18 protein-coding genes are annotated in these 26,644 nt (G+C 41.2%); 17 read left to right on the plus strand and 1 reads right to left on the minus strand.

The window, feature by feature from the left end; translation table 11 throughout:
• The 4 genes from ACSLUF_RS03020 (at nt 1) to ACSLUF_RS03035 (ending at nt 5,257) form a co-directional block, all read left to right on the plus strand.
• A complete protein-coding gene (locus tag ACSLUF_RS03020) occupies nt 1-1,359 on the plus strand; it encodes a quinol:cytochrome C oxidoreductase (RefSeq protein WP_435624655.1) in 1,359 nt (452 codons plus the stop codon).
• 28 nt (nt 1,360-1,387) lie between these two features.
• Nucleotides 1,388-2,452: a cytochrome c oxidase subunit II gene (locus ACSLUF_RS03025; protein ID WP_435624656.1), complete on the plus strand. Its 1,065-nt coding sequence runs from the start codon at nt 1,388-1,390 to the stop codon at nt 2,450-2,452.
• Nucleotides 2,453-2,493: 41 nt separating this feature from the next.
• On the plus strand, nt 2,494-4,308 hold the full coding sequence (locus ACSLUF_RS03030) for a cytochrome c oxidase subunit I (RefSeq protein ID WP_435624657.1): 1,815 nt from the start codon (nt 2,494-2,496) through the stop codon (nt 4,306-4,308).
• 124 nt (nt 4,309-4,432) lie between these two features.
• Nucleotides 4,433-5,257 carry a GIN domain-containing protein gene (locus tag ACSLUF_RS03035; RefSeq protein ID WP_435624658.1) on the plus strand — a complete coding sequence of 275 codons (825 nt, stop codon included), beginning with the start codon at nt 4,433-4,435 and terminating at the stop codon, nt 5,255-5,257.
• Nucleotides 5,258-5,260: 3 nt separating this feature from the next.
• Here ACSLUF_RS03035 and ACSLUF_RS03040 read toward each other — a convergent pair whose 3' ends face one another.
• A complete protein-coding gene (locus ACSLUF_RS03040; RefSeq protein WP_435624659.1) occupies nt 5,261-7,525 on the minus strand; it encodes an acyl-CoA dehydrogenase family protein in 2,265 nt (754 codons plus the stop codon).
• 147 nt (nt 7,526-7,672) lie between these two features.
• Here ACSLUF_RS03040 and ruvB point away from each other — a divergent pair, with 147 nt between their 5' ends.
• From ruvB to ACSLUF_RS03105, 13 genes are all read left to right on the plus strand, one after another.
• Nucleotides 7,673-8,698: a Holliday junction branch migration DNA helicase RuvB gene (gene ruvB / locus ACSLUF_RS03045; protein WP_435624660.1), complete on the plus strand. Its 1,026-nt coding sequence runs from the start codon at nt 7,673-7,675 to the stop codon at nt 8,696-8,698.
• A complete protein-coding gene (locus tag ACSLUF_RS03050) occupies nt 8,695-10,038 on the plus strand; it encodes a cytochrome P450 (protein ID WP_435624661.1) in 1,344 nt (447 codons plus the stop codon). Before ruvB ends, ACSLUF_RS03050 begins: the two co-directional genes overlap by 4 nt.
• 160 nt (nt 10,039-10,198) lie before the next feature.
• On the plus strand, nt 10,199-11,287 hold the full coding sequence (locus ACSLUF_RS03055; RefSeq protein WP_435624662.1) for a nickel-binding protein: 1,089 nt from the start codon (nt 10,199-10,201) through the stop codon (nt 11,285-11,287).
• A 91-nt stretch (nt 11,288-11,378) separates the two neighbouring features.
• On the plus strand, nt 11,379-11,744 hold the full coding sequence (locus ACSLUF_RS03060) for a DUF4242 domain-containing protein (protein ID WP_435624663.1): 366 nt from the start codon (nt 11,379-11,381) through the stop codon (nt 11,742-11,744).
• Between the two features lie 33 nt (nt 11,745-11,777).
• Nucleotides 11,778-12,026 carry a hypothetical protein gene (locus ACSLUF_RS03065; RefSeq protein ID WP_435624664.1) on the plus strand — a complete coding sequence of 83 codons (249 nt, stop codon included), beginning with the start codon at nt 11,778-11,780 and terminating at the stop codon, nt 12,024-12,026.
• 32 nt (nt 12,027-12,058) lie between these two features.
• Nucleotides 12,059-12,979, plus strand: a complete 921-nt coding sequence (gene queG, locus ACSLUF_RS03070; RefSeq protein WP_435625865.1) for a tRNA epoxyqueuosine(34) reductase QueG — start codon at nt 12,059-12,061, stop codon at nt 12,977-12,979.
• A 146-nt stretch (nt 12,980-13,125) separates the two neighbouring features.
• A complete protein-coding gene (locus tag ACSLUF_RS03075) occupies nt 13,126-14,805 on the plus strand; it encodes an MFS transporter (protein ID WP_435624665.1) in 1,680 nt (559 codons plus the stop codon).
• An 84-nt stretch (nt 14,806-14,889) separates the two neighbouring features.
• Nucleotides 14,890-17,190 (plus strand): NADP-dependent malic enzyme, encoded by a 2,301-nt coding sequence (locus tag ACSLUF_RS03080; protein WP_435624666.1) that lies wholly within the window; start codon nt 14,890-14,892, stop codon nt 17,188-17,190.
• Nucleotides 17,191-17,210: 20 nt separating this feature from the next.
• A complete protein-coding gene (gene ruvA, locus ACSLUF_RS03085; RefSeq protein WP_435624667.1) occupies nt 17,211-17,792 on the plus strand; it encodes a Holliday junction branch migration protein RuvA in 582 nt (193 codons plus the stop codon).
• A gap of 5 nt (nt 17,793-17,797) precedes the next feature.
• Complete coding sequence (gene sprA / locus ACSLUF_RS03090; RefSeq protein WP_435624668.1) at nt 17,798-24,994, plus strand: cell surface protein SprA; 7,197 nt, start codon at nt 17,798-17,800, stop codon at nt 24,992-24,994.
• A gap of 100 nt (nt 24,995-25,094) precedes the next feature.
• Nucleotides 25,095-25,475, plus strand: coding sequence for a glycine cleavage system protein GcvH (gene gcvH, locus ACSLUF_RS03095; RefSeq protein ID WP_435624669.1), 381 nt, complete (start codon nt 25,095-25,097; stop codon nt 25,473-25,475).
• Between the two features lie 37 nt (nt 25,476-25,512).
• Nucleotides 25,513-25,866 (plus strand): VanZ family protein, encoded by a 354-nt coding sequence (locus tag ACSLUF_RS03100; protein WP_435624670.1) that lies wholly within the window; start codon nt 25,513-25,515, stop codon nt 25,864-25,866.
• Between the two features lie 52 nt (nt 25,867-25,918).
• Nucleotides 25,919-26,623: an energy transducer TonB gene (locus ACSLUF_RS03105; RefSeq protein WP_435624671.1), complete on the plus strand. Its 705-nt coding sequence runs from the start codon at nt 25,919-25,921 to the stop codon at nt 26,621-26,623.
• Nucleotides 26,624-26,644: the final 21 nt, after the last annotated feature.

Consider the following 26,644-nt stretch of genomic DNA (forward strand, 5'->3'; position numbering starts at 1 on the left):
ATGTACACGTTTTCAAATAGATTAAAACTAGGTTCTTACATTGCAATGGCAGTCGGATTGATATGCCTTGCATCGGGTTTTCTTTCAGCACCTAGCAACGTGGAAGAAGCAAAGGCCATGGTTGCATCTGCACATGGTGATGGTCATGGAGAAGAAGCTGGGCATCATGGCGCTGAAGGCGAAAAAGATTATATGGATAAATCGGGTCATGGTGGATCCCATGGCGAGGAAGCTGGTCACGGAGACGCCCATGCATCCCATGACGAGCATCTGTTACACCAATTACAAAACAGACCTTGGGCTGCTTTATATGTAGCTGCCTTTTTCTTTTTTATGATTGCCCTTGGGGTTCTGGCTTTTTATGCTGTACAGAGAGCTTCTCAAGCTGGATGGTCACCCTTACTGTTTCGGGTGATGGAGGGAATTACGGCCTATTTGGTGCCTGGAGGAATAATTGTATTTGTCATTTTGGTTTTGTCGGTACTTCACATGAATCACATGTTTGTTTGGATGGACGCCGATACTGTAGCTCACGACAAACTATTGCAAGGAAAGGCTGGATTTTTAAATCCTACCTTCTTTTTAGTAAGAGCTGCCATTTTCTTGGGAGGTTGGATTTTTTATCGAGAATATTCTAGAAAATTATCTATTGCGCAAGATGAATCGGATGACAATACCAATTTCGTGAAGAATTTTAGATGGTCTGCCGCATTCTTGGTATTCTATTTGGTTACAGAATCCATGATGTCTTGGGATTGGATCATGAGTTTGGACCCACACTGGTTCAGCACCTTGTTTGGATGGTATGTGTTCGCGAGCATGTTCGTTTCCGGAATTACGACGATTGCAATTATCACGATTTACCTAAAATCCAAAGGATATTTGGAGCAAGTAAATGATAGCCACATTCATGACTTGGCAAAGTTCATGTTCGGTATCAGTATTTTCTGGACCTATCTTTGGTTTGCCCAATTCATGTTGATTTGGTATGCGAATATCCCTGAGGAGGTGACCTATTTTGTGGCTCGCTTCCAAGATTATCAACTGCCGTTCCTCGGGATGGTAGCATTAAACTTTATTTTCCCACTATTGGTTCTCATGAACAGTGATTACAAACGTATCAACTGGTTTGTGATTATGACTGGAATCGTGGTTTTGTTTGGTCATTACTTAGATGTATTTGTGATGGTAATGCCTGCAACGGTTGGAGACCAATGGCACTTAGGATTGCCTGAAATTGGTGGAATTCTGTTTTTTGGAGGACTGTTTACGTTCTGGGTGTTCAATACCCTGACGAAAGTACCATTACAACCTAAGCGAAACCCATTTATTGAGGAAAGTAGACAATTTCATTATTAATACGATATAAGTTTCTAGATAGATAACAATGACTGCATTATTAACATTGACCGTTTTAGTCCTGGTAGCCATCGCCATTTGGCAGATGACCAAGATTTTTGAATTGTCACAGCTTAAAACGGAGCAAGCTACCGCGGAAATAGCTAGCGATTCAGACAATAAGTACAACGGTTACCTTTTGTTTGCCTTTCTGATATTCATTTACGGAATCACTATCTTCAGTTTTGCGAAGTATACCAAAATGCTTCTTCCCGAAGCTTCTTCCGCGCATGGAGGTGAGTATGACCAATTGATGTGGGTATCCTTTGCGATTATCTTTTTCGTACAGACCATTACCCAGGCGTTATTGCACTATTTTGGATATAAGTATAGAGGAGAAAAAGGCAAGAAAGCGCTTTTCTTTGCTGATAATGATCGTTTGGAGTTTATCTGGACTATTATTCCCGTAATTGTTTTGGCTGGATTAATCCTTTGGGGATTGTACACCTGGACCAACATTATGGATGTGAATGATGAAGACGACCCGTTGATTGTAGAACTTTATGCGCAACAGTTTAACTGGACAGCCAGATATGGAGGAGATGACAACGTGTTAGGAGATGCTAGTGTCCGATTAATCGATATTGACAGGGCTAACGTGCTTGGTTTGGATGAGTCAGACCCAAATGCTGCGGATGATGTCATCGTTAAGGAATTGCACTTGCCCGTAGGAAGAAAGGTCAACTTTATGATGCGTTCGCAAGACGTATTGCACTCTGCCTATATGCCACACTTTAGAGCTCAGATGAACTGCGTTCCAGGAATGATAACACAATTCTCTTTCACACCAACAGTGACTACAGCGGAAATTCGTTTGAATCCTGATGTTGTGGATAAAGTCAAAAGAACAAATGCCCTTAGGGCGAAATGGGCAGCTGAAGGAAGGCCTGATTCTGACCCATGGGAATTTGATTATATATTGTTGTGTAATAAGATTTGTGGAAAATCGCACTACAACATGCAGATGAAGATTATTGTGGAGACTGAAGAGGAATTCAATAAATGGTTGGAAGAGCAAACTACCTTTAAGGAGACTGTTGCAACCGTTCAATAATAAAGCTAGAAAAAGAAAGATAATTAATTAAAAAAAACGTTATGTCAGATACTGGACACGAACACGGACACGACGATCACGGACATCACCATAAAGAAACCTTTGTCACTAAATATATATTTAGTCAGGACCATAAGATGATTGCCAAGCAATACCTTATTACAGGTCTTATTATGGGCTTTATTGGTATTGCAATGTCCCTTTTGTTCAGAATGCAGTTGGCTTGGCCAGGAGAATCTTTTCCAATTTTTGAGACATTATTGGGGAAATGGGCCCCTGATGGAGTAATGGATGCTGACATTTATTTGGCATTGGTTACCATTCACGGTACCATTATGGTATTCTTTGTACTGACTGCTGGATTGAGTGGTACCTTTAGTAACTTATTGATTCCACTGCAGATTGGTGCAAGGGATATGGCGTCTGGATTCTTGAACATGCTTTCGTACTGGATGTTCTTTATGTCTTCCGTTATTATGGTGATTTCCTTATTTGTTGAGGCAGGACCTGCGGCAGCAGGATGGACGATTTATCCCCCATTGAGTGCTTTACCAATGGCACAACCCGGCTCTGGGGCAGGTATGACCCTTTGGTTGGTATCCATGGCCATTTTCATCGCATCATCTTTGTTAGGTTCCTTGAACTACATAGTCACGGTAATTAACTTAAGAACAAAGGGAATGTCCATGACCCGTTTACCATTGACCATTTGGGCGTTTTTCGTAACAGCTATCATTGGTGTAATTTCCTTCCCTGTGTTGTTGTCAGCAGCCCTTTTGCTTATTATGGATAGAAGCTTTGGTACTTCCTTCTTCCTTTCGGATATTTTCATCCAAGGTGAAGTATTGCACTACCAAGGAGGTTCTCCAGTATTGTACGAGCACTTGTTCTGGTTCTTGGGACACCCTGAAGTATACATTGTATTATTGCCTGCACTTGGGATTACTTCCGAAGTGATGTCTACCAATGCTAGAAAACCGATTTTTGGTTATCGCGCGATGGTGGCTTCGATATTAGCAATCGCATTCCTGTCTACAATAGTTTGGGGACACCATATGTTTATTTCTGGGATGAATCCGTTCCTTGGGTCTGTATTTACGTTTACCACTTTGTTGATTGCGATTCCGTCAGCGGTAAAAGCATTTAACTACATTACGACATTATGGAAAGGAAACCTGCAGCTCAATCCGGCGATGCTGTTCTCGATTGGTTTGGTTTCCACATTCATCACAGGAGGTCTAACAGGTATTATTTTAGGGGACAGTACCCTTGATATTAATGTTCACGATACCTACTTCGTGGTAGCACACTTCCACTTGGTAATGGGTATTTCGGCACTGTATGGATTGTTTGCTGGAGTCTATCACTGGTTCCCAAAAATGTTCCAGGGCCGTATGATGAACAAAAATTTAGGATATGTCCATTTCTGGATAACAGCAATTTGTGCGTATGGAGTGTTCTTCCCAATGCACTTTGTGGGTATGGCTGGGGTGCCACGTAGGTATTACCAAAATACGGCTTTCCCAATGTTTGATGAGTTGACCAACGTTCAGGTGTTGATGACCGTATTTGCAATTATAGCAGGATTGGCACAATTGGTTTTCGTATTCAACTTTGTACGAAGCATTTTCTACGGAAAAAGAGGGCCTCAAAACCCATGGAGTTCCAATACATTGGAATGGACAGCACCACAAGAGCATATGCATGGCAACTGGCCTGGAGCGATTCCTCATGTACACCGTTGGGCTTACGATTATAGTAAGACCTATGAAAATGGGGAATACATTATACCAGGACAGGATTTTGTGCCGCAGAACATCCCACTTCAAGAAAACGAGGAAGAATTGAACCATTAGGTTCGCTAAAAAATAGAATTAACAAAGCCCATCCTTTAGGATGGGTTTTTTGTTTTCATAGTTTGGTATAGCTATTGTTGCATCAAATTATAATACCTTTAAGTGCCTATCTAAACGAACACCTATGAAAAAAATAATCGGAATGGGTTTGCTTTTAGTGCCCATGTTGCTCCTGTCTCAACGGAAGCCTAAAATAAAAGGGAGTAGAGTTGTTACCGAAGTGAATGAAGAACTTCCAGCATTTAATGCTATTCAGCTGAATGACGATTTGGATATCGTTCTTAAAAAATCTTTTGGGCCGGGTTATGAAATTATTGCTGATGACAACCTAATAGATATTCTTAAGTTTAAAGTAGAAGACAGTACATTGGTAATTAGTTCGTTTTACACCGTATCTTCCAAAAAACAGTTTGATATCACTATAAACTATACGGACCTCAAAGCGATTACTGCAAAGGAAGGCAGTATTGTTTCCAAAGAGATGATTACTAGCAACGAACTCTTTGTGGATGGTTTTGCCAACACCCGATTAACACTTCAAGCAAGTGCTGCAGTCATGGATATCAATTTGGAAGATACTAGCAAGTCTGAATTCAATGTTGATGTAGATTCCCTTAATGTGACCATGAATAAGAGAGCGGAAGCTTATATTTATGCAGTTACCGATGCTAGTATGGTGAACCTAGAAGAGAATGCTTCGTTTACTTTTGAGGGTACTGCGGATAGAATGCGATTGGATGTCATTGGAAACGCTAAGTTCAAAGGAGAACGTATGGAGGCAGGTTCAGTAAAGACCAACTTGGGGGATGCTGCCAACGTTCGTGTAAACTCCTATCGGGATTTGGAATTATCTTCAAAGGGAAATGCCAAAACACAGCTCTATGGCAATCCAAAAATTACCATTCTTGAATTTATGGATACTTCGCAGTTGATTAAAAAAACAGAATAGTGCTTATTGCGCAATGGGCGCACTTATACAATGGTTGGGTATTCCAAAACCATCAACTAGAACCTCAATATGAGGTCTTAATTCAGTACACAAACGTTCTACACGTTGTCGAATCGCTTTGGACTTCGTACTGCCGATATACCCTTGCTCCAAAAACCATCTTGCCTCTCTGTTGATTTCATCAAGAGCATATAAAGCCCCTACTTTTTCTAGAAGCGCTTTGTATTCTTGGTCCTGAATCGTCTCACAAAAGTTAGCGTAAGTACTATAGGCCAACTCAACACTATAGGCTTTTCCCAAAGCAATCAAATGGGTTTGGACTTTTAAAAAGGCTTGGTACGCCGGGATGCCCTTTTTAATATAATCGCGTATCCGCATAGCTAAGGTATAGGTCAATCTCCTTGTTCGATATTGAAAAGCGTGTTTATGGAATTTAGGATTGTACAAGTGGTCCGCGTCCACTTTATTGGCATAAATGGGATTTAAGGTGCTCAGTCTATCCGAAAGTTGACTTCGAAGTAACTTCAAAACGGATGCAAATCCAGCACTGTTGAACTCAGCTTTGAAATCGGAAAGCACTCCCTTTGCCGCAAGTTGCAGCAATACGGTATTGTCACCTTCAAAGGTGGTGAAGATATCCACATCTCCTTTTAGATTACCAATTAGATTTTCTAACAAATAACCTTTACCACCGCAGGCTTCCCTACACTCTTGAATCGCAGAATCCCCAAACCAGCTAATGACGGATTTTAGCCCAGCCACCTGGGTTTCAATTTTTCTTTTGTCAGGTTGGGATTCATCATTGTAGGATTTCATCATTTCCTCCAAGGTCACATGATAGACATAGCAACTCGCTACAGCAGGTGTCAAACGAACCTGATGCGAGGGATAATCCATAATCAAGTCCTCTTGGATTTTGATATTATTGTTGAATTGTCTTCGGTTTAACGCGTGCTTTACCGATATGGTCAATGCCATTTTAGCTCCGCCCAAGGCACCCCGAGCCACACAAATTCGACCGCCAACCAAGGTGCCCAACATGGTAAAAAAACGTTTATTTGGATTTTTGATGGGGGAGGTATAAATCCCATCATGGCTTATGCTACCATATTTGTCTAAAAGGTTAGCTCTGGGCACCCGAACCTGATTGAACCATATTTTCCCATTGTCAACCCCGTTTAGTCCTATTTTATAGCCATTGTCCTCTATAGTTATGCCGTCGAAGGTTTCATGTTCTGCATTTCGCAAGGGAACTACAATAGCGTGTACTCCTTCATTTATTCCGTTAACGATGAGTTGGGCAAAAACCGTGGCTATTTTGGAATGCAAAGCATTGCCTATGTATTCCTTGTTGTCGTTTTTTCCTGGGGTATGTAGAACAATCTCATCAGTTTCTGAATCATAAGTTGCGGTAGTTCGTATACCTCGTACGTTGGACCCGTGACCTGTTTCGGTCATGGCGAAACAACCGAGTAATTTGGCTGCTCCCGCGTCCTTTAAATACAGGTCATGGTGTCTTTTTGTTCCCAGTTTCTGAATACTTCCTCCAAAAAGTCCGAATTGCACTCCAAATTTTACGCCCAAACTTCCATCCACAAACATCAAATGTTCAAAAATAGCTCCGTATGCCGGCATATTGTTTTTTCCGCCATAATCGCTGGGATAAGCGAAGGCTCCGTACCCTTTTTCTCCCAAGAGCTTGACCTGTTCCAAGACTCGGGCCCGAAATTCCTCTTTGTCTCGAAGAATTCTACTTGAAAAAACATCCTGATTTAAGAAATCCCTGAACTCTTCCACTATGGCATCATGCTCTCCTTTTAAAATGGTATCCAAGACTTCAGCATCATATCGCTTTGAAGTTTTTTCGTGTACCACTTCAACATCAAAAAGGTGGTTATAATGATTGGGTTGAATACCAAGGTTGATTTCAATATTTTTCAAAGAGTCATTGAATTCGCAAGTTCCGCAATGCGCGCTTCCCAATCTTTGGCTTAGGGAAGCTAAAGGATAGGTGTCACTTTCAATAAGTTTAATATCGGAAGAAGAAATGGTATGTTTCCATTGCTTAAACTCCTCTTCGCTGGGTGGATTACTTCGGTCTAACCACTTCAATAGGTGATTTTTCTCAATTTCTGAAAGATGAGTATCATCCTGAATGATTTTTTGTATTACTGAGATTTCGGAGGCAGAAAGCAAATCATCAGACCAAATCACATAAAAGAATGGAATATATTGCAAAATCCCAGGAGAGTAATCTACTACTTTCATACGTATATTTTGAAGGATATAATTGTCAAGCTTTGACTATCTAAGTTAAGTTATTGATTTCGAAAAAGGAATGAAATCGGGACGCATCCATAGATTTGGTCGAAACCCCTTTAAGCACATTTCGTTTTCAATTATATTTGTTTGAAGATGAATGAGAATTTAGACCCAACTTCTGAAAATTTTTCCCAAGAAGAACTCGATATCGAAAGAGCCCTGCGTCCAATCACCTTTGATGATTTTACAGGACAGGAGCAAGTACTTGAAAATTTGAAAGTTTTTGTTCAAGCTGCAAATCTTAGGGGAGAGGCATTGGACCATACACTGTTCCATGGTCCTCCTGGATTGGGAAAAACCACCTTGGCCCATATTTTGGCCAATGAGTTGGGGGTGGGTATTAAAATTACATCCGGTCCGGTTTTGGACAAGCCTGGCGACTTGGCTGGGTTGTTGACTAATTTGGAGGAACGGGATGTACTTTTTATTGATGAAATACATCGCCTTAGCCCCATTGTGGAAGAATATCTCTATTCCGCTATGGAGGACTACAAAATTGATATCATGATTGAAACGGGTCCCAATGCCCGTACCGTTCAGATAAATTTAAGTCCTTTTACCCTTGTTGGGGCTACCACTCGAAGTGGTCTGCTAACAGCACCCATGCGTGCCCGTTTTGGAATTCAAAGTCGATTGCAATACTATAATACCGAATTGCTTTCTACCATAGTGGAACGCAGTGCGGATATTTTAAAAGTACCTATTACGAATGAAGCTGCTATTGAAATTGCGGGAAGAAGTAGGGGAACACCGCGTATTTGCAATGCTTTGCTTCGACGCGTCCGGGATTTTGCCCAAATCAAAGGAGATGGCAATATTGACTTGAACATTTCCAAATTTGGTTTAAAAGCACTGAATGTAGACGCTCATGGATTGGATGAGATGGACAATAAGATTTTAAGCACTATCATCGATAAGTTTAAGGGAGGCCCGGTTGGAATTACCACCTTGGCTACCGCAGTTTCTGAAAGCGCTGAAACTATTGAAGAAGTCTACGAACCGTTTTTGATTCAGCAAGGTTTCATCATGCGCACTCCTAGAGGCAGAGAAGTCACCGAGCTAGCCTATAAACATCTCGGACGAATTAAAGGGGGAGCGCAGGAAGGTTTGTTTGGATGAAAAAACTACCTCATGTTTCTGCTTTAAAAGTATTGAAGAATAGTAGGCGCATTCTTAAAAATCCACTTCCCTTTCATTATGAAAACTTTGAAAAACTGGGTGACACCTTTCGAATTTCGATTCCAGGAGAAGGTAAGGTCATATTTTCAAGGGACCCAGAATGGGTAAAACAGGTTTTACAGAAAAAGCATCGTTCATATAGCAAATCCAAATTACAGACCAAGGATTTGGCTAAGTACATCGGGTATGGACTTCTTACTTCCGAAGGAGAACACTGGCGTACACACAGAAGGATGATTCAGCCAGCATTTCATAGACAGAAGTTAAAGGGGCTTCTAAGCATTATGCACAAGGCTATACTTGACGAATTGGACCGAATTGAGCCCAATGCGGATGAAGATGTTTTTGACAAAATGGGCGATTTGGCTTTTCAGGTAGTGGCAAAATCTCTTTTTAGCAGTAACGACATTCGGGAGTCCATGACGGAACTTAAGTCCATTACCGAGGAGAACCAAAAAATGCTCATAAAAGAGATGCGAAGGCCCTATTTAAAAACCTGGTTTACTTGGTCGGGCGAGATAGGCAAACATCTTAACATGGCTGAAAGGGGACGTGAGGTTTTGGATAATCTAATTCAAGAACGAACAAAGGAAAAGAACAGGGTAGAACACGATTTGTTGGACATGCTGTTGGAAGCCACTTATGAGGATGGAACAAAAATGTCTAGAAAACAACTGATTGATGAGGTTCTTATCCTATTCACCGCCGGTCATGAAACCACAGCAAATGCATTGTCGTTTCTACTCTATTTTTTAGCCAAGGATGCAACGCTTCAAGAAGAATTATATCAAGAAGTTGCGGCTTCAAAATCGGATACATTCTCTTTTGAGGATATGCCCAAGTTTCCCTTAGCGCAATCCTGTATTAAGGAAACCATGCGCATTTATCCTCCAGCATATTTTATCGACCGCGTGGCCACTGAGGACACGGAAATCGGTTCATTCCATTTGAAGAAAGGAACCTTGGTATTGCTTTCCATCTATGAACTTCATCGACATAAGTCCTTTTGGAAGGACGGCGAGAACTTTCTTGCCAAGCGTTTCGTAGGTATGGATATGCGACAGGCGGCGGAGTTTTATTATCCCTTCGGAGCCGGTCCGAGGATGTGCATTGGAAATGCATTCGCAGATTATGAGATGCTTATGGTACTTATTGAAATTGTAAAGAAGTATCAAATCACTACCAAAATGGATACCGTTGAAATCAATCCTATGATTTCGCTCAAACCAAAAGAAGTGACGCTAAGTTTTGTTCCAAGATGGGGCGAGTCTAAGTTGTGAACCACCTGTATTTAGTGTGTCTAAAATTTTGATAGTGAACTATTTCTATCATTTTTTGAATTATTTTTTTTATTTTCTTGATGAAAACATTGCGTAATTGGTGAAAGCAAGTTAATCAACAAAGTTCCCTGATTTAACTTTTATTGATATGCCAATTTATATGGATTTACATATTGCTCCCGGTATTTCTGCCAAGGATGCCGCCGAAGCGCACAGGGAAGACCTTAAGATTCAAGATGAGTATGGATGCCGTTGCATGACGTACTGGGTTGATGAAGAAAGAGGAAGTGCCTTTTGTTTGATAGATGCTCCCAACAAGGAGGCGGTTAGGGAGATGCATGACCGAGCACACGGACTTATTCCACACGAAATTATTCAGGTTAATAGTAATGTTGTTGAGGCTTTTTTGGGTAGAATCCAAGACCCGGACATGTTTGGAGAGCTAAGCAACGGTGACTTGAAAATATTCAATGACCCCGCTTTTCGAGTAATTATGGTAAATCAAATTGATGATACCTGTCTATTGAAACATAAAGTAGGTTCGGAAAAGGCAAAAAAACTGGTTTCATTATACCACGATTCCTTAAACAATCATCTAAAAAAATTTGAAGGTCGTGAAGTGGAATTGGAGGGTCATGATTTTGTGGCCTCCTTCGTTTCGGTTTCCCAGGCGGTTCAATGCGCCCTTGCCTTACAAAAGAGTCTTCATGTAGCTGCAGAGTTGATAAACTTAAGAATTGGAATCCATGCTGGAATGCCGGTTACCAAAAACAATATGATTTTTGGTGATGCTGTGAAAATGGCAAGATACCTTTGTTTTACAGGTAGGGAAAATCAAATCATTCTTTCCTCAATTATTCAGGAATTGTATCGGCACGATTGGCAAAAGCTTATGGATGACGGCAATATTAAAGGCATGTCGACATCACAGGAAAACTTTTTGGAGATTCTTTTAAATACACTGGATGAGAACTGGACCAATCCGACTTTTGATATTAGCGATTTTACCAAAAAAGTGTCCCTAAGCAAATCCCAATTATATCGAAAATGTACCATGCTATTGGGATTGTCCCCGAACAGTTTAATTAAAGAATATCGATTAATTCAATCACTTTCTTTATTAAAATCGGGTCGGAACGTTGCTCAGACTACCTTCGACTCCGGATTTACAAGCCCTTCCTATTTTACCAAATGTTTTCAATCAAGGTTTGGGATTCAACCCTTGTCCTATATCAAAAACATTTCCTAGAAGACTCAAAATTTATAGCATCTGGTTGATTTATTGGATTCTCTATGATGATGATATTCTAGTTTTGACTTGATAATCAAAACTATATATCATGAAAACATTGAAAAACACTATAGCCGTAGTTGTATTTATACTTACCACAGCTTTTCAGGTAAGTGCACAAGAGAAACAAAACAAGGAAGGCATGAAGACCTATTTAATTGAACGTGAGATTGCGGAAGCCGGAAAGTTAACTCAAGATCAATTAAAAGGAATTTCCCAAAAATCCTGTTCAGTGCTGAAAGAAATGGATGCCGATATAGAATGGTTGCACAGCTATGTAACAGATGACAAAGTGTACTGTATTTACCGCGCAAAAAACGAAGAGCTCATCAGGGAACATGCCCAAAAGGGAGGCTTTCCTGTCAATTCGATCCAAGAGATGTCAGCTACTATTGGTCCTAATACGGCCAACTAGATTTTCCAATAGGTAACCAACAAAAATAGAAACATGAAAACATCAGTTATACTAATTGTCGCAATTTTCATTAATACGTCCTTATTATTATCACAGCCAATACTGGTTTTGGCAGAAAAAATCAATTCTTGGGTTTTGATAGCAATAGAATTGACCTTGTTATTTGTGTGGTTTGCAGTAAAAACGGTCAGGGAACTACGTAATGATTTGGAAATTGATTTAAATGACTTGGAGGTTTTTGTTATCAGTGGAAAAAAGAAAGTTTCTACAAAAAACAAATAATTGTATTTTAGTTAGGCTTAGTTCTCAATTAACTGGAAACAAAACAACAATACACTACATTGATTAAAACCGAAGCCAAGCGCCTCGGTTTTTTATCTTGTGGTATTTCCAAGGCCGAGTTTTTGGAGGAGGAAGCCCCTCGTTTGGAGAAATGGCTCAGCCAAAACATGCATGGGGAAATGACCTACATGGAAAATCATTTTGATAAACGTCTTGATCCCACTAAATTGGTAGAAGGTTCAAAATCGGTTATCTCCCTTTTACTTAATTACTTTCCTTCAAAAGCACAAAATCCAGATTCATACAAAATTTCTAAATATGCTTACGGAACCGATTATCACTTTGTGATAAAGGATAAGCTGAAAGATCTACTGCATTATATTCGAGAAGAAATAGGTGAAGTTCATGGTCGCGCATTTGTGGATTCCGCCCCAGTTCTAGATAAGGCTTGGGCCGCGAAAAGCGGTCTGGGTTGGATGGGAAAACACAGTAATTTGCTTACCCAACAAGTGGGCTCTTTTTATTTTATCGCTGAACTAATTGTTGACATCGAACTTGAATATGACACTCCAGTAACTGACCATTGCGGTACGTGTACCGCCTGTATTGATGCCTGCCCAACGGATGCCATCGTAGAACCTTATGTGGTGGATGGTAGTAAATGTATTTCTTACTTTACCATCGAGTTGAAAAATGAAATTCCAACAAAGTTTCAAGGTAAATTTGATGATTGGATGTTTGGATGTGATGTTTGTCAAGATGTTTGTCCTTGGAACCGATTTTCAAAACCACACAGAGAACCTCTTTTCAATCCGAACCCAGAGGTGCTTACTTTTTCCAAAAAAGAGTGGGAAGAAATTACTGAAGATGTTTTCAAAAAAATATTTCGGAAATCCCCGGTAAAAAGAACGAAATTCTCGGGTCTTAAAAGAAACATAGATTTCATCAAATGAGATTTTGATAAATTTCAAACGTTTTCGTTTGGAATAAATCAATTTTTATGCAGTACTTTTTAAAGAAGACTCAAGAAAATACTATCTTGAGAAAATGTATGCCTCTCATGTAGCAGGCAGACTACCACTAAACTAACTCGATTCGAATGAAAATAGTAAAGCCAAAATTAAATTTCTGGCAGATTTGGAATATGAATGTGGGTTTCTTCGGAATCCAATTCAGTTTCGGACTTCAACAAACTGCTGTCAGTCCTATTTTCTCCTTTTTGGGAGCGCATCATGATGAATTACCCTTATTAAACCTGGCAGGGCCGGTTACAGGTTTATTGATTCAACCCATCATTGGAGCTATTTCGGACAAAACATGGTCTCCAAAATGGGGAGGTAGAAGGAAACCCTTCTTCCTAATCGGAGCTATTCTCGCCAGTCTTTGTCTTTTTGCATTTCCTTTTAGTCCAGAGCTGTGGTTCGCGGTAGGATTGTTGTGGATTTTGGACGCTGGAAACAATACAGCGATGGAGCCCTATAGGGCTTTTGTAGGGGATAAATTGCCAGATGAGCAGTTAACGTTTGGTTACCAGATGCAGAGCTTATTCGTGGGAGCAGGTATTACCTTGGCCAATATCTCTCTTTTTGCTTTTCAGCATTGGTTCAGTGTTAGTGGAGAGACAGGAGGTCTTTTCGACACTTCTGCTGAAACGGTCTCTTCTATCCCCACTTGGGTGTATTACTCCTTCTTTTTAGGAGCGTTGGCTTCCATAGGAACAGTAATGTGGTCAGTCTGGAAAACTCCAGAGATTCCACCATCCGATGAGGAGCTGGAAGAAATAAAGGCGCATAATGAAAACACACCAGCACCTATTATACAAATCTTAAGCGTTCTTTTGGTGATTTTCTCAGTTCCATTGTTACTAGGATACGTAACGGGTGAGCTTATACCAGAGCTTTGGGACAACATAAACCTTTGGGTGGTCATTGTATTGGTATACGCCTTTTTATGGTTGTTTGCGTTATATCGAATTATCAAAAGAAATAAAAGTAATAGCACTATTGCAAAGTTGGGAGATACCTTAGACCCCTTATTGGAGGCAGCTGAGGCTATCGGTGAGATGCCAGGATTCCTATGGAAATTGGCGGCGGTTTACCTCTTTCAATGGTATGCTCTTTTTGTGTATTGGCAGTTTATGCCTCCTATGCTCAGAACCAGTTTGTATGGTATTTCCAATGAGGACAATACAAAATTTGAAGGCATCATGGAATCGTTTAAAGCAGGAGCTGAAATCAGTACTCAGGACAAGGCCTTTGCGGAAAATATACAGTCATTGGCGGAACAGGCTTTGGGACATGCCGGTTTGATGAATGGAACGTATAATTTCGTGACCATGCTTGTGGCATTGGCTTTGGTGCCAGTTGCCTCCAGAATCGGATCTAAATTGGTGTACGTGGTTTGTCTGTTTTTGACGGCAATCGCCATGTTGAGTATGCCATATATTACGGATAAGTGGCTGTTATTGCTCCCCATGGTTTTTTTTGGTATTGGTTGGGCAGCAATGATGGGAATTCCCTATGCCATGGTTTCCAAGGTAATTCCAGAAGAAAGACGCGGAGTCTACATGGGTATTGTCAATATGATGATCGTAATACCAATGCTTTTACAGACCGTAAGTTTTGGACCTTTAATCAAGAATGTGTTAAGCAACGATGCAACCTATGCCATACTGTTTGCTGGGGCATTCTTCTTCATTGCTGGTATCTTGGCCATGCGACTCAACCTACCCAAGGAAAAGTTGGATAATAGATTGGATGCTGGCGCGATAGAACAGTAATTGAACCTTTAGACCAAACAAATCAAGGGTATTTTCCAAAAAGGAGAATACCCTTACCTTTATCCATCTTTTAGAACCATCTATATGAGCAAAGAAACACAACGTAGGGAGGCCTTGTTGTATCATGCCAAGCCACAACCTGGTAAAATCAAGGTTGTTCCAACCAAACCATATGCTACCCAAAGAGATCTGGCTTTAGCCTATTCTCCTGGGGTTGCTGAGCCTTGTTTAGAGATAGAAAAAAACAAAGAAGATGTTTATAAGTATACGGCCAAAGGAAATATTGTTGCTGTAATTTCCAATGGTACAGCGGTATTGGGTCTGGGCAATATAGGACCTGAAGCTTCGAAACCGGTTATGGAAGGGAAAAGTCTTTTATTCAAGATTTTTGCGGATATCGATGGGATGGACATTGAGTTGGATACCACGGATGTTGAAAAATTCATTGAAACGGTCAAAATCATCGCACCCACCTTTGGAGGAATCAACTTGGAAGATATCAAGGCACCTGAGGCTTTTGAAATAGAGAGAAGACTAAAGGAGGAGTTGGATATTCCGGTCATGCATGATGACCAACATGGGACTGCGATTATTTCTGCCGCCGCATTATTGAATGCTCTTGAGTTGGCCGGAAAGAAAATGGAAGATGTGAGAATTGTGGTCAGTGGTGCAGGTGCCGCTGCTGTTTCCTGTACCCGATTATATAAAGCTTTTGGTGCTAAGGAGGAGCATATTGTGATGTTGGATAGCAAGGGTGTAATCCGAAGTGATCGGGAAAACCTCACCAATGAAAAACTGGAGTTTGCCACAAACAGGAAGATTGACTCACTGGAAGAGGCTATGAAAGATTCGGATGTTTTTATCGGGTTGTCCAAAGCAGACTTACTCACCCCAGACATGTTGAAATCAATGGCCAAGGACCCTATCGTTTTTGCCATGGCCAATCCAGACCCTGAAATAGAATATAATTTGGCCTGTGAGACCCGTGATGATATCATAATGGCTACAGGTCGTTCGGACCATCCGAACCAGGTGAACAATGTTTTGGGCTTTCCTTTTATCTTCCGTGGGGCACTGGACGTGCGTGCTACCAAAATCAATGAAGAAATGAAGATGGCTGCCGTTCGTGCTTTGGCAGATTTAACTCGTGAACCCGTTCCAGAACAGGTAAACATCGCTTATGATACCACTCGATTGGCCTTTGGAAACAAATACATTATCCCTAAACCGTTTGATCCCCGATTAATAACTAAAATTCCTCCCGCTGTGGCCAAAGCCGCTATGGAATCTGGAGTGGCGAAAGCGCCAATTAAAGATTGGAAAAAGTATGAGGAGGAATTGTATCAGAGATCAGGGAATGACAACAAAGTTGTCCGTTTGCTGCACAACAGAGCCAAAGTAAATCCTAAACGCATTGTATTCGCTGAAGCGGAATTGTTGGATGTGCTTAAAGCGGCCCAAATTGTACATGAGGAAGGTATTGCCCAACCTATTTTGTTAGGAAATAGAGAGACTATTGAAAGATTGAAAAAAGAACTCGATTTTGATGCCGAAGTGCCTATTATTGACCCACGAGCTGACGAATCCAAGGAAATAAGAACCCAATATGCCCATAAATTGTGGGAGTCCAGAAAGCGAAAGGGAGAAACGGAATACAGTGCGCGAATCAATATGGGTAAGCGCAACTACTTTGGCGCTATGATGCTTATGGAAGGCGATGCCGATGGTATGATTTCAGGATATTCAAGAGCGTATCCCAAAGTATTGAGACCCGTTTTTGAAGTGATTGGAAGGTCCAAGGGCGTAAAGAATGCGTCCACCGTAAACATTATGATTACCGAAAGGGGTCCATTGTTTTTGGCTGATACCTCTATCAACATTGACCCAAGCGCGGAAGAAATTGCTGAAATTGGCTTGATGACCGCCAATGTGGCCAATACTTTCGGTTTTAATCCAGTTATGGCCTTGTTGTCCTATGCCAATTTTGGGTCATCGAGTCACCCCAATGCGCAAAAAATGAGGGAGGCGGTACGAATTTTACACGAAAGAAATCCTGATTTGGTTGTGGATGGAGAAATTCAAACAGATTTTGCCCTGAGTCAGGAACTTTGTCACAACAATTTTCCTTTCTCCAAATTAGCGGGTAAAAAAGTAAATGCCTTTGTATTCCCAAATTTAGAGTCGGCCAATATCACCTATAAACTATTGAAGGGTTTAAACAAAGCAGATTCTATAGGCCCCATAATGGTTGGTTTACGGCGTTCGGCCCATATTTTGCAATTGGGAGCAAGTGTGGATGAAATGGTCAACATGGCGGCAGTTGCTGTTATTGATGCTCAGGAGCGCGAAAAACGCAAAAAAGCCAAAATGGGTGAAACCGATTAACCAAAACCCCAACCAAACCCATGATAAACCACTTAAAAGGAAAATTAGTAGAAAAGAACCCCACATATTTGGTTGTGGAATGCAATGGCGTAGGGTATTTTTTGAACATTTCACTACATACTTTTTCTTTAGTAAAAGACGAAGAAAACATTCAAATTTATACTCATCTTCAAGTTAGGGAAGATTCCCATACCCTTTTTGGATTTATGGAAAAATCCGAACGGGAAATTTTCAGATTATTGATTTCGGTTTCAGGAATAGGTTCAAGCACGGCAAGAACCATGTTGTCCTCTTTAACACCCCAACAAATTAAGGAAGCTATTGCCAATGGAGATGTCCCTTCCATACAGGCAATCAAGGGGATAGGAAGCAAAACGGCCCAGCGGGTCATTTTGGACCTAAAGGACAAGATTTTGAAAGTGTACGAAATGGATGAAGTTTCCCATATTTCAAACAATACTGGCAAAGAAGAAGCGTTATCTGCTTTAGAGGTTCTCGGTTTCACCCGAAGACAATCTGAAAAGGTGGTCGATAAGATTGTGAAAGAGGATACTTCGCTAAGCGTAGAGGACATTATTAAACAGGCGCTTAAAAATTTGTAACTAGTTTGAAAAGAGGGGCAAAACCAATACTTAAACCGAAAGGATTTAAGCACTTTTTCTTTTGTATTTGTTTTTTGTTCGTTTCCATGGCGTTTGCTCAGGAGACCAATGAACAGACCCAAGACTCGACCAAAACAGGAGTTGCCCTGGGTAACCTCAAACTGGAGAATCCCCAGAGCATTGTTTCAAAATACACCTACGACCCTACACTTGACCGATATATTTATTCGGAAACTATTGGTGAATTTGATATCTCTTATCCCATAATTCTTACCCCTGAACAGTTTTTCGAACTGGTTCGCAGGGAAGGAATGAAATCCTATTTTAAGGATAAAATTGATGCCTTCACAGGAAAAAAAGAAGGAAGCGAAGAAGCACGTAAAAATTTATTGCCCAATTTTTATGTCAACAGTAGCTTTTTTGAATCCATTTTTGGAGGAAATACCATCGAGGTAATTCCTCAAGGTTCCGTTGCTATGGATTTAGGGGTTCTTTGGCAGAAAAATGACAACCCTGCTCTTTCGCCAAGAAACCGAACCAACCTTTCCTTTGATTTTGACCAACGAATCAGTTTAAGCCTGTTGGGGAAGGTAGGTGAGCGACTTCAGGTAACCGCCAACTACGATACTGAAGCTACTTTCGATTTCCAAAATTTGGTGAAGTTGGATTATACGCCTACAGAAGACGATATTCTGCAGAAAATTGAGATTGGTAACGTAAACATGCCCCTAAACAGTTCACTGATAACGGGTGCACAGAGTTTGTTTGGGGTAAAAACACAACTTCAGTTTGGAAGGACAACAGTAACCGCAGTTTTCTCAGAACAACGTTCCCAAAACAATACGGTTGTAGCACAAGGTGGAGGAACAGTCAATGAGTTTTCTTTGACCGCGTTGGATTATGATGAAGACCGACACTTTTTCTTGTCCCAGTTTTTTAGGGATAGCTATGATGAAGCCTTGGAGAATTACCCCTTTATCCGAAGTCAAATTCAAATTACCCGTTTAGAGGTTTGGGTGACCAATCGAAATCAGCAGACGTTGAATGTAAGAAACGTGGTGGCGATACAAGACTTGGGTGAAGCAGAGTTTGGTAGAAACGGAGGTGAAAAAACCAGAGTGGGAATCGCTGGAGGAGCTCCACCAGGATTTTTCAATATCATAGGCACCGAGGTTTTTCCTCAAAACAATGTCAACGATTATGACCCTGCCCTTATTGGAAATGGCGGTGTACTCACTGAAGCTGTTAGGGATATCGCAACTGTGGACTCTGGATTTAGTTTTTCAACAGGATATACTGCGAACCAAGGATTCGATTATGCTATTTTGGAAAATGCCCGTAAGCTCGAAGAAGGACGGGATTACCAGCTAGAAACACAACTGGGGTATATATCATTAAATCAAAGATTAAGTAATGATGAGGTTTTAGGTGTCGCCTACCAATATACCAACACTACTACAGGAGAAGTCTTTCAAGTTGGTGAGTTTGCCAATGGGGGCATTGATGCTACTACCGTTTCCGGTGGGGTCAATCCCATTATTGAAAACAACACCTTGATTCTGAAATTATTGAAAAGTAACATCACCAATGTGGAAGACCCTATCTGGGATTTGATGATGAAGAATATTTATGCCACAGGAGCTTTTCAGTTGAGTCAAGAAGACTTTAGATTCAATATTTTGTATTCTGACCCTACGCCCAGAAACTATATTACTCCAGTAGTGGATTTTCCAGCGCCTGAAGCGGGACAAAAGCCTTTGGAAGAACGTATTCTTCTGGAAGTGTTCAATTTGGACCGTTTGAATGTGTATAACGATGTACAACCTGGGGGGGATGGTTTCTTTGACTATGTTCCGAGGCAAACAATAGACCCGCAATCCGGGAACATCATCTTTACCACCGTAGAGCCTTTTGGGGAATTCCTTTTTGAACAGTTACGAACGAGCGCAGCGGAGATTTATGACGTGGATAACGATGTGGGTTATAACCCCAACCAGGTGCGTTATGTATTCCGAAATATGTATGCCCGTACCAAGGCAGCTTCATTACAAGATGCCGAAAAGAATCGTTTTCAATTAAAAGGGCGATACAAATCGCAAGGGAACAATGGAATTCCCATTGGGGCTTTTAATGTGCCACAAGGTTCGGTAAGGGTAACTGCCGGAGGGCGTCAATTACAGGAAGGAATTGATTTTACCGTCAACTACCAAGCGGGAACGGTTCAAATTTTGGACCCAAGTCTTCAAGCTTCCAATACACCCATCAACATTTCTGTGGAGAATAATGCCGTCTTTGGACAGCAGACAAGAAGATTTACGGGAATCAATGTGGAACACCAATTCAATGAAAACTTCCTAATTGGAGGTACGCTTTTAAATCTAAATGAAAGACCACTGACCCAAAAGGCCAACTTTGGGGTTGAGCCCGTGAATAATACAATTTTTGGTTTGAATGGAAATTTCAGCACCGAAATTCCCTTTTTGACCCGTTTGGCCAATAAGTTGCCCAATATTGATACAGATGTGCCTTCCAATCTTTCTGTACGGGGTGAAGTAGCTTTTTTACAACCGAATTCACCCAAAAATGCAGATTTTCAAGGGGAGACAACCACCTATCTCGATGATTTTGAAGGAGCGCAGGCTTTGATAGATATTCGTTCCTCTTTAGGCTGGACTTTGGCAAGCCCGCCTGTGGAATTCCTCCAAGACCGAACAGGTATTGATGTGGGGTTTGAACGGGCAAAAATGTCTTGGTACACAATTGACCCCATCTTTTATACCAATCAAAGACCCGCTGGATTGAGTGATAATGATATTTCCTTGAATTCAACTCGACGGGTTTTTATTGACGAGGTTTTTACCGAGACCGATATCGCACAGGGGCAGACTCAAGTTCAGGGGACATTGGACATTGTGTATTATCCCAATGATAGAGGACCCTATAACGCCAATCCCAGTTTTGCTACAGAAACTCCAGATGAGAAATGGGCCGGTATCATGCGACCATTGAGCAGTACCAACTTTGAACAGTCTAATGTGGAATTTGTTCAATTTTGGGTGTTGGACCCTTATGTGGACGGTCAAACCAACGACGCTAACGTTGGAGAATTAGTCTTGAATCTGGGAAATATTTCAGAGGATATTTTAAGGGATGGGCGTAAACAGTATGAAAATGGATTGCCAGCAAGCACCAATAACGAAATCCCCAGGCCAACTATATGGGGGCAGGTGCCATCTACCCAATCTTTGGTATATGCGTTTGACGCTGATGAAACCAATAGAACGCAACAAGACGTAGGTTTTGATGGTCTAAATGATGCAGAGGAGCAAGCCATTTATAATGGTCCCGCAGAAGACCCAGCTTTGGACAATTATGTGTATTATCTGAATCGGGAAGGTGGGATATTGGAGCGGTATCTGGACTTTAACAATCCAGATGGTAATTCGCCGGTGGAGGTTACAAATACGGATAGAGGCTCTACTACATTGCCGGATGTGGAAGATGTAGACAGGGATTTGACCATGAATACCATTGACAGTTATTTTGAATATCGTATTCCGATTGAACCCAACATGGATACTACCAATCCGTTGGTTACTGATGTGAGGGTCGGTTCAACTCCAACATTGCCTAATGGTACAACTTTGCAAAGGAGATGGATTCAATTTAAAATCCCATTGGTTTTTAATCCGGATAGAACAGAAGCGGAAATACAGGCAGATCCATTAAGACGCCGAGCTATTGGAGGAATAACCGATTTTCGTTCGGTAAGCTTCATGCGGATGTACATGACAGGCTTTCAAGATGATGTTGTTCTTCGTTTTGCCACTTTGGACTTGGTACGTGGGGATTGGCGAACTTTTACCAATACGCTGCAAACGGATATGGACGACCCTTCGGATGATCAGACATTTATTGATGTTAATGCGGTAAATATTGAAGAAAACTTTGCGCGTCAACCTATACCTTATGTTTTGCCACCAGGTGTAATTCGAGAGCAGCTGAATAATAATAACACCATCATACGCCAAAACGAACAGTCACTTTCTTTTGTGGTGGAAAATTTGGAATCCGAAGATTCGCGTGGGGTATTTAAAAATGTAAACATCGATATGCGACAGTATGAACGCATTAAAATGTTTATGCACGCAGAAAAAATTGATGAGAATGATTTTGCAGGTATTAGTGATGACGATCCGCCGTTGGTTGGATTCCTGCGGATAGGAACCGATTTCTCTGAAAATTTTTATCAAATAGAACTACCTCTTCAGTTTACACCTTTTACCGCGGTAACACCTGAGGAAATCTGGCCCGAAGTAAATGAAATTGATATTGCACTCGGGGATTTGAATAGGGTAAAATCCCAAGGTATTGCCGAAGGTACCTTGAGTCAGTTGAATTTTTATGAAGTAATTGATGGCGAAGTGGTTCCGGTGGATGAGTTTGCTCCGAGAACCTTGGGGCGTTTGAGAATAGGGATTCGAGGTAATCCTTCTTTGGGAAGCATACGCGCCATGATGGTGGGGGTTAAAAATACGGATGACCTGCCTGCAAGGGGAGAGGTGTGGTTCAATGAGCTACGTTTGGCAGGTTTGGATAATAATGGCGGTTGGGCCGCAGTGGCTGCCTTGGATGCAAATATGGCCGATTTTGCCAATATCACGGCCACGGGAAGTCGAAGTACCTCGGGATTTGGTACGTTGGACCAAAAACCAAATGAACGATCTCGGGAAGATGCCATTTCATATGATGTGGTGACCAATGTGAATGTAGGTCAACTGTTCCCTAAGAAATGGGGCCTCCAAATACCTTTTAACTATGGTATTTCCGAAACCTTGATTACCCCTGAATTTGATCCTGTTTTTGATGACCTTAAACTGGAGGATCGCATTGATGCAGCGGAAACGGCAGAAGATGCTGAAACGATACGGGAACAAGCGGAAGACTATACCAAGAGAACCAGTATCAACTTAATTGGTGTTCGAAAGAATAGAGGGGAAGAAGCCAAAGAGAACTTTTTCGATATAGAGAACTTTACTTTCAATTATTCGTATAATGAGACCAATCACCGCGACTTTCAGGTAGCTGAACTTCGCGACCAAAATGTGAATACCGGATTTGTATACAATCATAATTTTAAACCAGCTCCGGTAGCCCCTTTTGCCAAAAAGGACTCTTTATTTACAGGAAAATACTGGCAATGGTTAAAAGATATGAACATAAACCTGCTACCAACAAGTTTGTCGGTAAATGCCAACTACAACCGTACTTTTAATCAGCAACGCTTTAGAGATGTTTTGGAACCCGGGGTTGAAGCCTTGGATTTGCCTTTATTGCAACAGCGAAATTACCTGTTCAATTGGCAGTATGCCTTAAATTATAGTATTACCAAATCACTTCGGGTCAATTTAACTTCATCAAACAATAATATCGTTCGGAATTTCTTCAACGAGGAAGGTGACCGTGACTCCGGTATCAATGAGACCTTGGATATTTGGGATGGCTTCTTTGATGTGGGCGAACCCAATAGGCATTCACAGCAAATGCAATTGAATTACGAGCTGCCCTTTAATAAGTTTCCTTTCTTAAACTTCATCAATGCCCAATATACCTACACCAGTAACTTTGATTGGCAACGTGGGGGTGACGCTTTGAACGAGGTGGTTCAAGAGGAAAATCCGGGAGAACAAATCAATACCGTTCAAAATGCGAATACTCATAACATCACAGCCAATTTGACCATGCAGCGGTTCTACGATTTCATCGGTTTAAAAAAGCGTGATGGAAAAGTAACGGCCAATCAACAACGCCGAACGGACAAGGATGGCAATCCTATTGACGAAAAACCAGTGAAGAAAACCAGCAAGACGTTCAATACGCTTGTTGACTTTTTTACCATGGTGAAGCGGATAAACGTAAACTATAGCGAGAACAATGGAACGGTACTTCCGGGGTATACACAATCCATTGGATTTTTGGGAACAACACGACCTACTTTGGGCTTTGTTTTTGGAAGTCAATCAGATATTCGCTTCGAAGCGGCAAGAAATGGATGGCTCACGGACTTCTCCGGTTTCAACTCCCAGTTTTCCACTGTAACCAATAGACAACTGAACATAACTGCAACGGCACAACCTACTCCAGATTTGACTATTGATTTGATTGCGGATAGGGGGTTTTCAGAGAATTTTCAGGAAAACTTTAGGATAGAGGATGGGGAATATGTGCCTTTGGCTCCAAACACCTTTGGGAACTTCAGCATTTCCACGTTAATGATTGCGACCGCGTTTTCAAAAAGTGATGAATTTGACTCAGATACTTTTGATGAATTCAGGAATAACAGAATAATTATTGCCAATCGATTGGTTTCTGACAGAGGGGAAACTCCGGGCGCTTTGGATGCCGATGGTTTTCCAGAACGCTATGGGAAAACACAACAAGAAGTTTTGCTTCCTGCCTTCTTTGCGGCATATACCGGTCAGGATGCGGAGCGAGTGAATCTGGATGCCTTCCGTCAGATTCCGATACCCAACTGGAATATTAAGTATACGGGTTTGATGAAGAACCGTTGGTTTAAAAAGAAATTCAAACGTTTCTCTTTGAGCCACGGCTATCGTGCGGCCTATTCGGTCAATTCGTTTCAAACGAACCTAGAACGTCAAAATTCAGATACCAACCCGGAGAATGGTGATTTCCTTCCGGAAAACATTATAAATAGCGTTATACTCACAGATGCATTCAGTCCATTGGCCCGAGTTGATTTTGAGATGAAAAATTCCTTTAGCTTTTTGGCGGAGGTACGAAGAGATAGAACCTTGTCCTTGAGTTTTGACAATAGCCTTTTGACGGAAATCAATGGACAGGAATATACAGTCGGACTGGGCTATCGTTTTAAGGACGTAAAGTTTGTGACCAATATAGGTGGAGAACGAACCAGATTGAAAGGGGACCTGAACTTAAAGGCAGATTTCTCCTTGAGGGACAACATTACGATTATCCGCAATCTGGATATTGATAACAATCAGATTACTTCCGGACAACAATTGATTTCTTTCAAGTTCACTGCGGACTACGCCTTGAGTAGAAATTTCAATGCCCTGTTTTTCTATGACCATTCCTTTTCCGAGTTTGCAGTTTCCACGGCATTTCCACAGACTACGGTCAATGCTGGATTTACCTTGCGCTACAATTTTGGGAACTAAAACTCTTCCTATTTTTCAGGCTGATTTTGTTGAAGATATTTTTTGAAAAGCTATGTCCAATCCGTTACATTTGTGACTGGACTAAAACTTTTTGAATCAAATGAACATACCAGCAGAACTGCAGTACACCAAGGACCATGAATGGGTCAAAATTGATGGCGATGTAGCCACAGTGGGAATCACGGATTTCGCCCAAAGTGAGTTGGGAGACATTGTCTATGTTGAGGTGGAAACCTTGGATGAAACCCTGGACAAAGAAGAGGTATTTGGGACTGTGGAGGCGGTAAAAACCGTTTCGGACCTGTTTTTGCCATTGAGCGGGGAGATTATTGAGTTCAATGAATCTTTGGAGGACGAGCCTGAAAAGGTGAATTCCGACCCTTATGGTGACGGCTGGATGATCAAAATTAAAATAAGCGACCCATCAGAAGTGGATGGGTTGATGAGCGATTCGGATTACAAGGCACTGATTGGGGCTTAGAAAGCACATATTCACCATAGCATTTATAGGCTGGTTGATGGTCATTACATCGCTCAGCCTATTTTCTTTTTCGGAATTGGATACAGGTTCTGTCAACATACCGTATGCAGATAAAATAACCCATTTTGGGTTTTATGCGGGTTTTGTGTTCTTGGGTTGTCTCAGTATATGGGAAAGAAGGCAAAAACTGACCTTAAAAAAGGCGCTTTTGGTTATGGTAACGGTAGCCGCTCTTTATGGCATAGGAATTGAGGCTTTACAATATAGTATAACAAAAGACCGCATGGCCGAATGGGGCGATGTGCTGGCGAATAGTTTAGGGGCCGTAACCGGAGGACTGGTTATCTGGTGGTATTTTACCAAGAAAGAGCCGTTAAAATGGAGATATTAGTTGTTTATTTAACAAATTAAATAGTAAATTAGCGAATACTAAATTAACGAAAATGGAATTAAAAAAGAATCCAAAAGCTGATGTGGGAAAAAATAGTACCCTCTATTTTGTAATAGGGTTGGCCGCTGTTTTGGGATTGGTCTACGGGGCCATGGAATGGAAAAAGTATGACAAGGTGAATGATTACGACATTTCTTTGAATGTTGAGGATCAGTTGGATGAAGAGGTGCCAATGACAGAGCAGATAAAAACGCCACCGCCTCCACCACCTCCTGCTGCTCCTGAAGTAATTGAAGTAGTTGAGGACGAGGAAGAAGTTGAAGAAACTGTAATTGAGTCAACAGAAACCAGCCAAGAGGAAGAAGTGATGGAAGTTGAGGAAGTTGAGGTTGAAGAAGTGGAAGAAGATATTTCGGTTCCATTTGCCGTAATTGAAGATGTACCCGTTTTTCCAGGATGTGAAAAGTCAGGAAATAAAAAGCAATGTTTCCAAGAGATGATGCAGAAGCACATCCGTAAGAACTTCCGCTACCCTGAAATTGCCCAAGAAATGGGAGTACAAGGAAGGGTAAACGTAATTTTTGTAATTCAAAAAGATGGAAGCATTGGAAACATCAGAATGCGTGGACCGGACAAGAACTTGGAGGCAGAAGCATTGCGAATTATCAAGAAACTGCCAAAAATGACTCCTGGTAAGCAAAGAGGTAGAGCGGTAAAAGTTCCATTTAGTATCCCAATTACCTTTAAGTTGCAATAATAGAATTCCGAAGAATTTATA

This window comes from Flagellimonas sp., assembly GCF_965601775.1.
GTDB lineage: Bacteria > Bacteroidota > Bacteroidia > Flavobacteriales > Flavobacteriaceae > Flagellimonas.

What these genes read in the sequence shown, in the direction of transcription:
- ACSLUF_RS03040 (WP_435624659.1), bottom strand. Translation starts at nt 7,525, where the DNA reads ATGAAAGTAGTAGATTACTCTCCTGGGATTTTGCAATATATTCCATTC.
- ACSLUF_RS03100 (WP_435624670.1), top strand. Translation starts at nt 25,513, where the DNA reads ATGGTCATTACATCGCTCAGCCTATTTTCTTTTTCGGAATTGGATACA.
- gcvH (WP_435624669.1), top strand. Translation starts at nt 25,095, where the DNA reads ATGAACATACCAGCAGAACTGCAGTACACCAAGGACCATGAATGGGTC.
- ruvA (WP_435624667.1), top strand. Translation starts at nt 17,211, where the DNA reads ATGATAAACCACTTAAAAGGAAAATTAGTAGAAAAGAACCCCACATAT.
- ACSLUF_RS03030 (WP_435624657.1), top strand. Translation starts at nt 2,494, where the DNA reads ATGTCAGATACTGGACACGAACACGGACACGACGATCACGGACATCAC.
- ACSLUF_RS03020 (WP_435624655.1), top strand. Translation starts at nt 1, where the DNA reads ATGTACACGTTTTCAAATAGATTAAAACTAGGTTCTTACATTGCAATG.
- ACSLUF_RS03025 (WP_435624656.1), top strand. Translation starts at nt 1,388, where the DNA reads ATGACTGCATTATTAACATTGACCGTTTTAGTCCTGGTAGCCATCGCC.
- ACSLUF_RS03080 (WP_435624666.1), top strand. Translation starts at nt 14,890, where the DNA reads ATGAGCAAAGAAACACAACGTAGGGAGGCCTTGTTGTATCATGCCAAG.
- ACSLUF_RS03060 (WP_435624663.1), top strand. Translation starts at nt 11,379, where the DNA reads ATGAAAACATTGAAAAACACTATAGCCGTAGTTGTATTTATACTTACC.
- ACSLUF_RS03035 (WP_435624658.1), top strand. Translation starts at nt 4,433, where the DNA reads ATGAAAAAAATAATCGGAATGGGTTTGCTTTTAGTGCCCATGTTGCTC.
- ACSLUF_RS03050 (WP_435624661.1), top strand. Translation starts at nt 8,695, where the DNA reads ATGAAAAAACTACCTCATGTTTCTGCTTTAAAAGTATTGAAGAATAGT.
- ACSLUF_RS03065 (WP_435624664.1), top strand. Translation starts at nt 11,778, where the DNA reads ATGAAAACATCAGTTATACTAATTGTCGCAATTTTCATTAATACGTCC.
- ruvB (WP_435624660.1), top strand. Translation starts at nt 7,673, where the DNA reads ATGAATGAGAATTTAGACCCAACTTCTGAAAATTTTTCCCAAGAAGAA.
- ACSLUF_RS03075 (WP_435624665.1), top strand. Translation starts at nt 13,126, where the DNA reads ATGAAAATAGTAAAGCCAAAATTAAATTTCTGGCAGATTTGGAATATG.
- ACSLUF_RS03105 (WP_435624671.1), top strand. Translation starts at nt 25,919, where the DNA reads ATGGAATTAAAAAAGAATCCAAAAGCTGATGTGGGAAAAAATAGTACC.
- ACSLUF_RS03055 (WP_435624662.1), top strand. Translation starts at nt 10,199, where the DNA reads ATGGATTTACATATTGCTCCCGGTATTTCTGCCAAGGATGCCGCCGAA.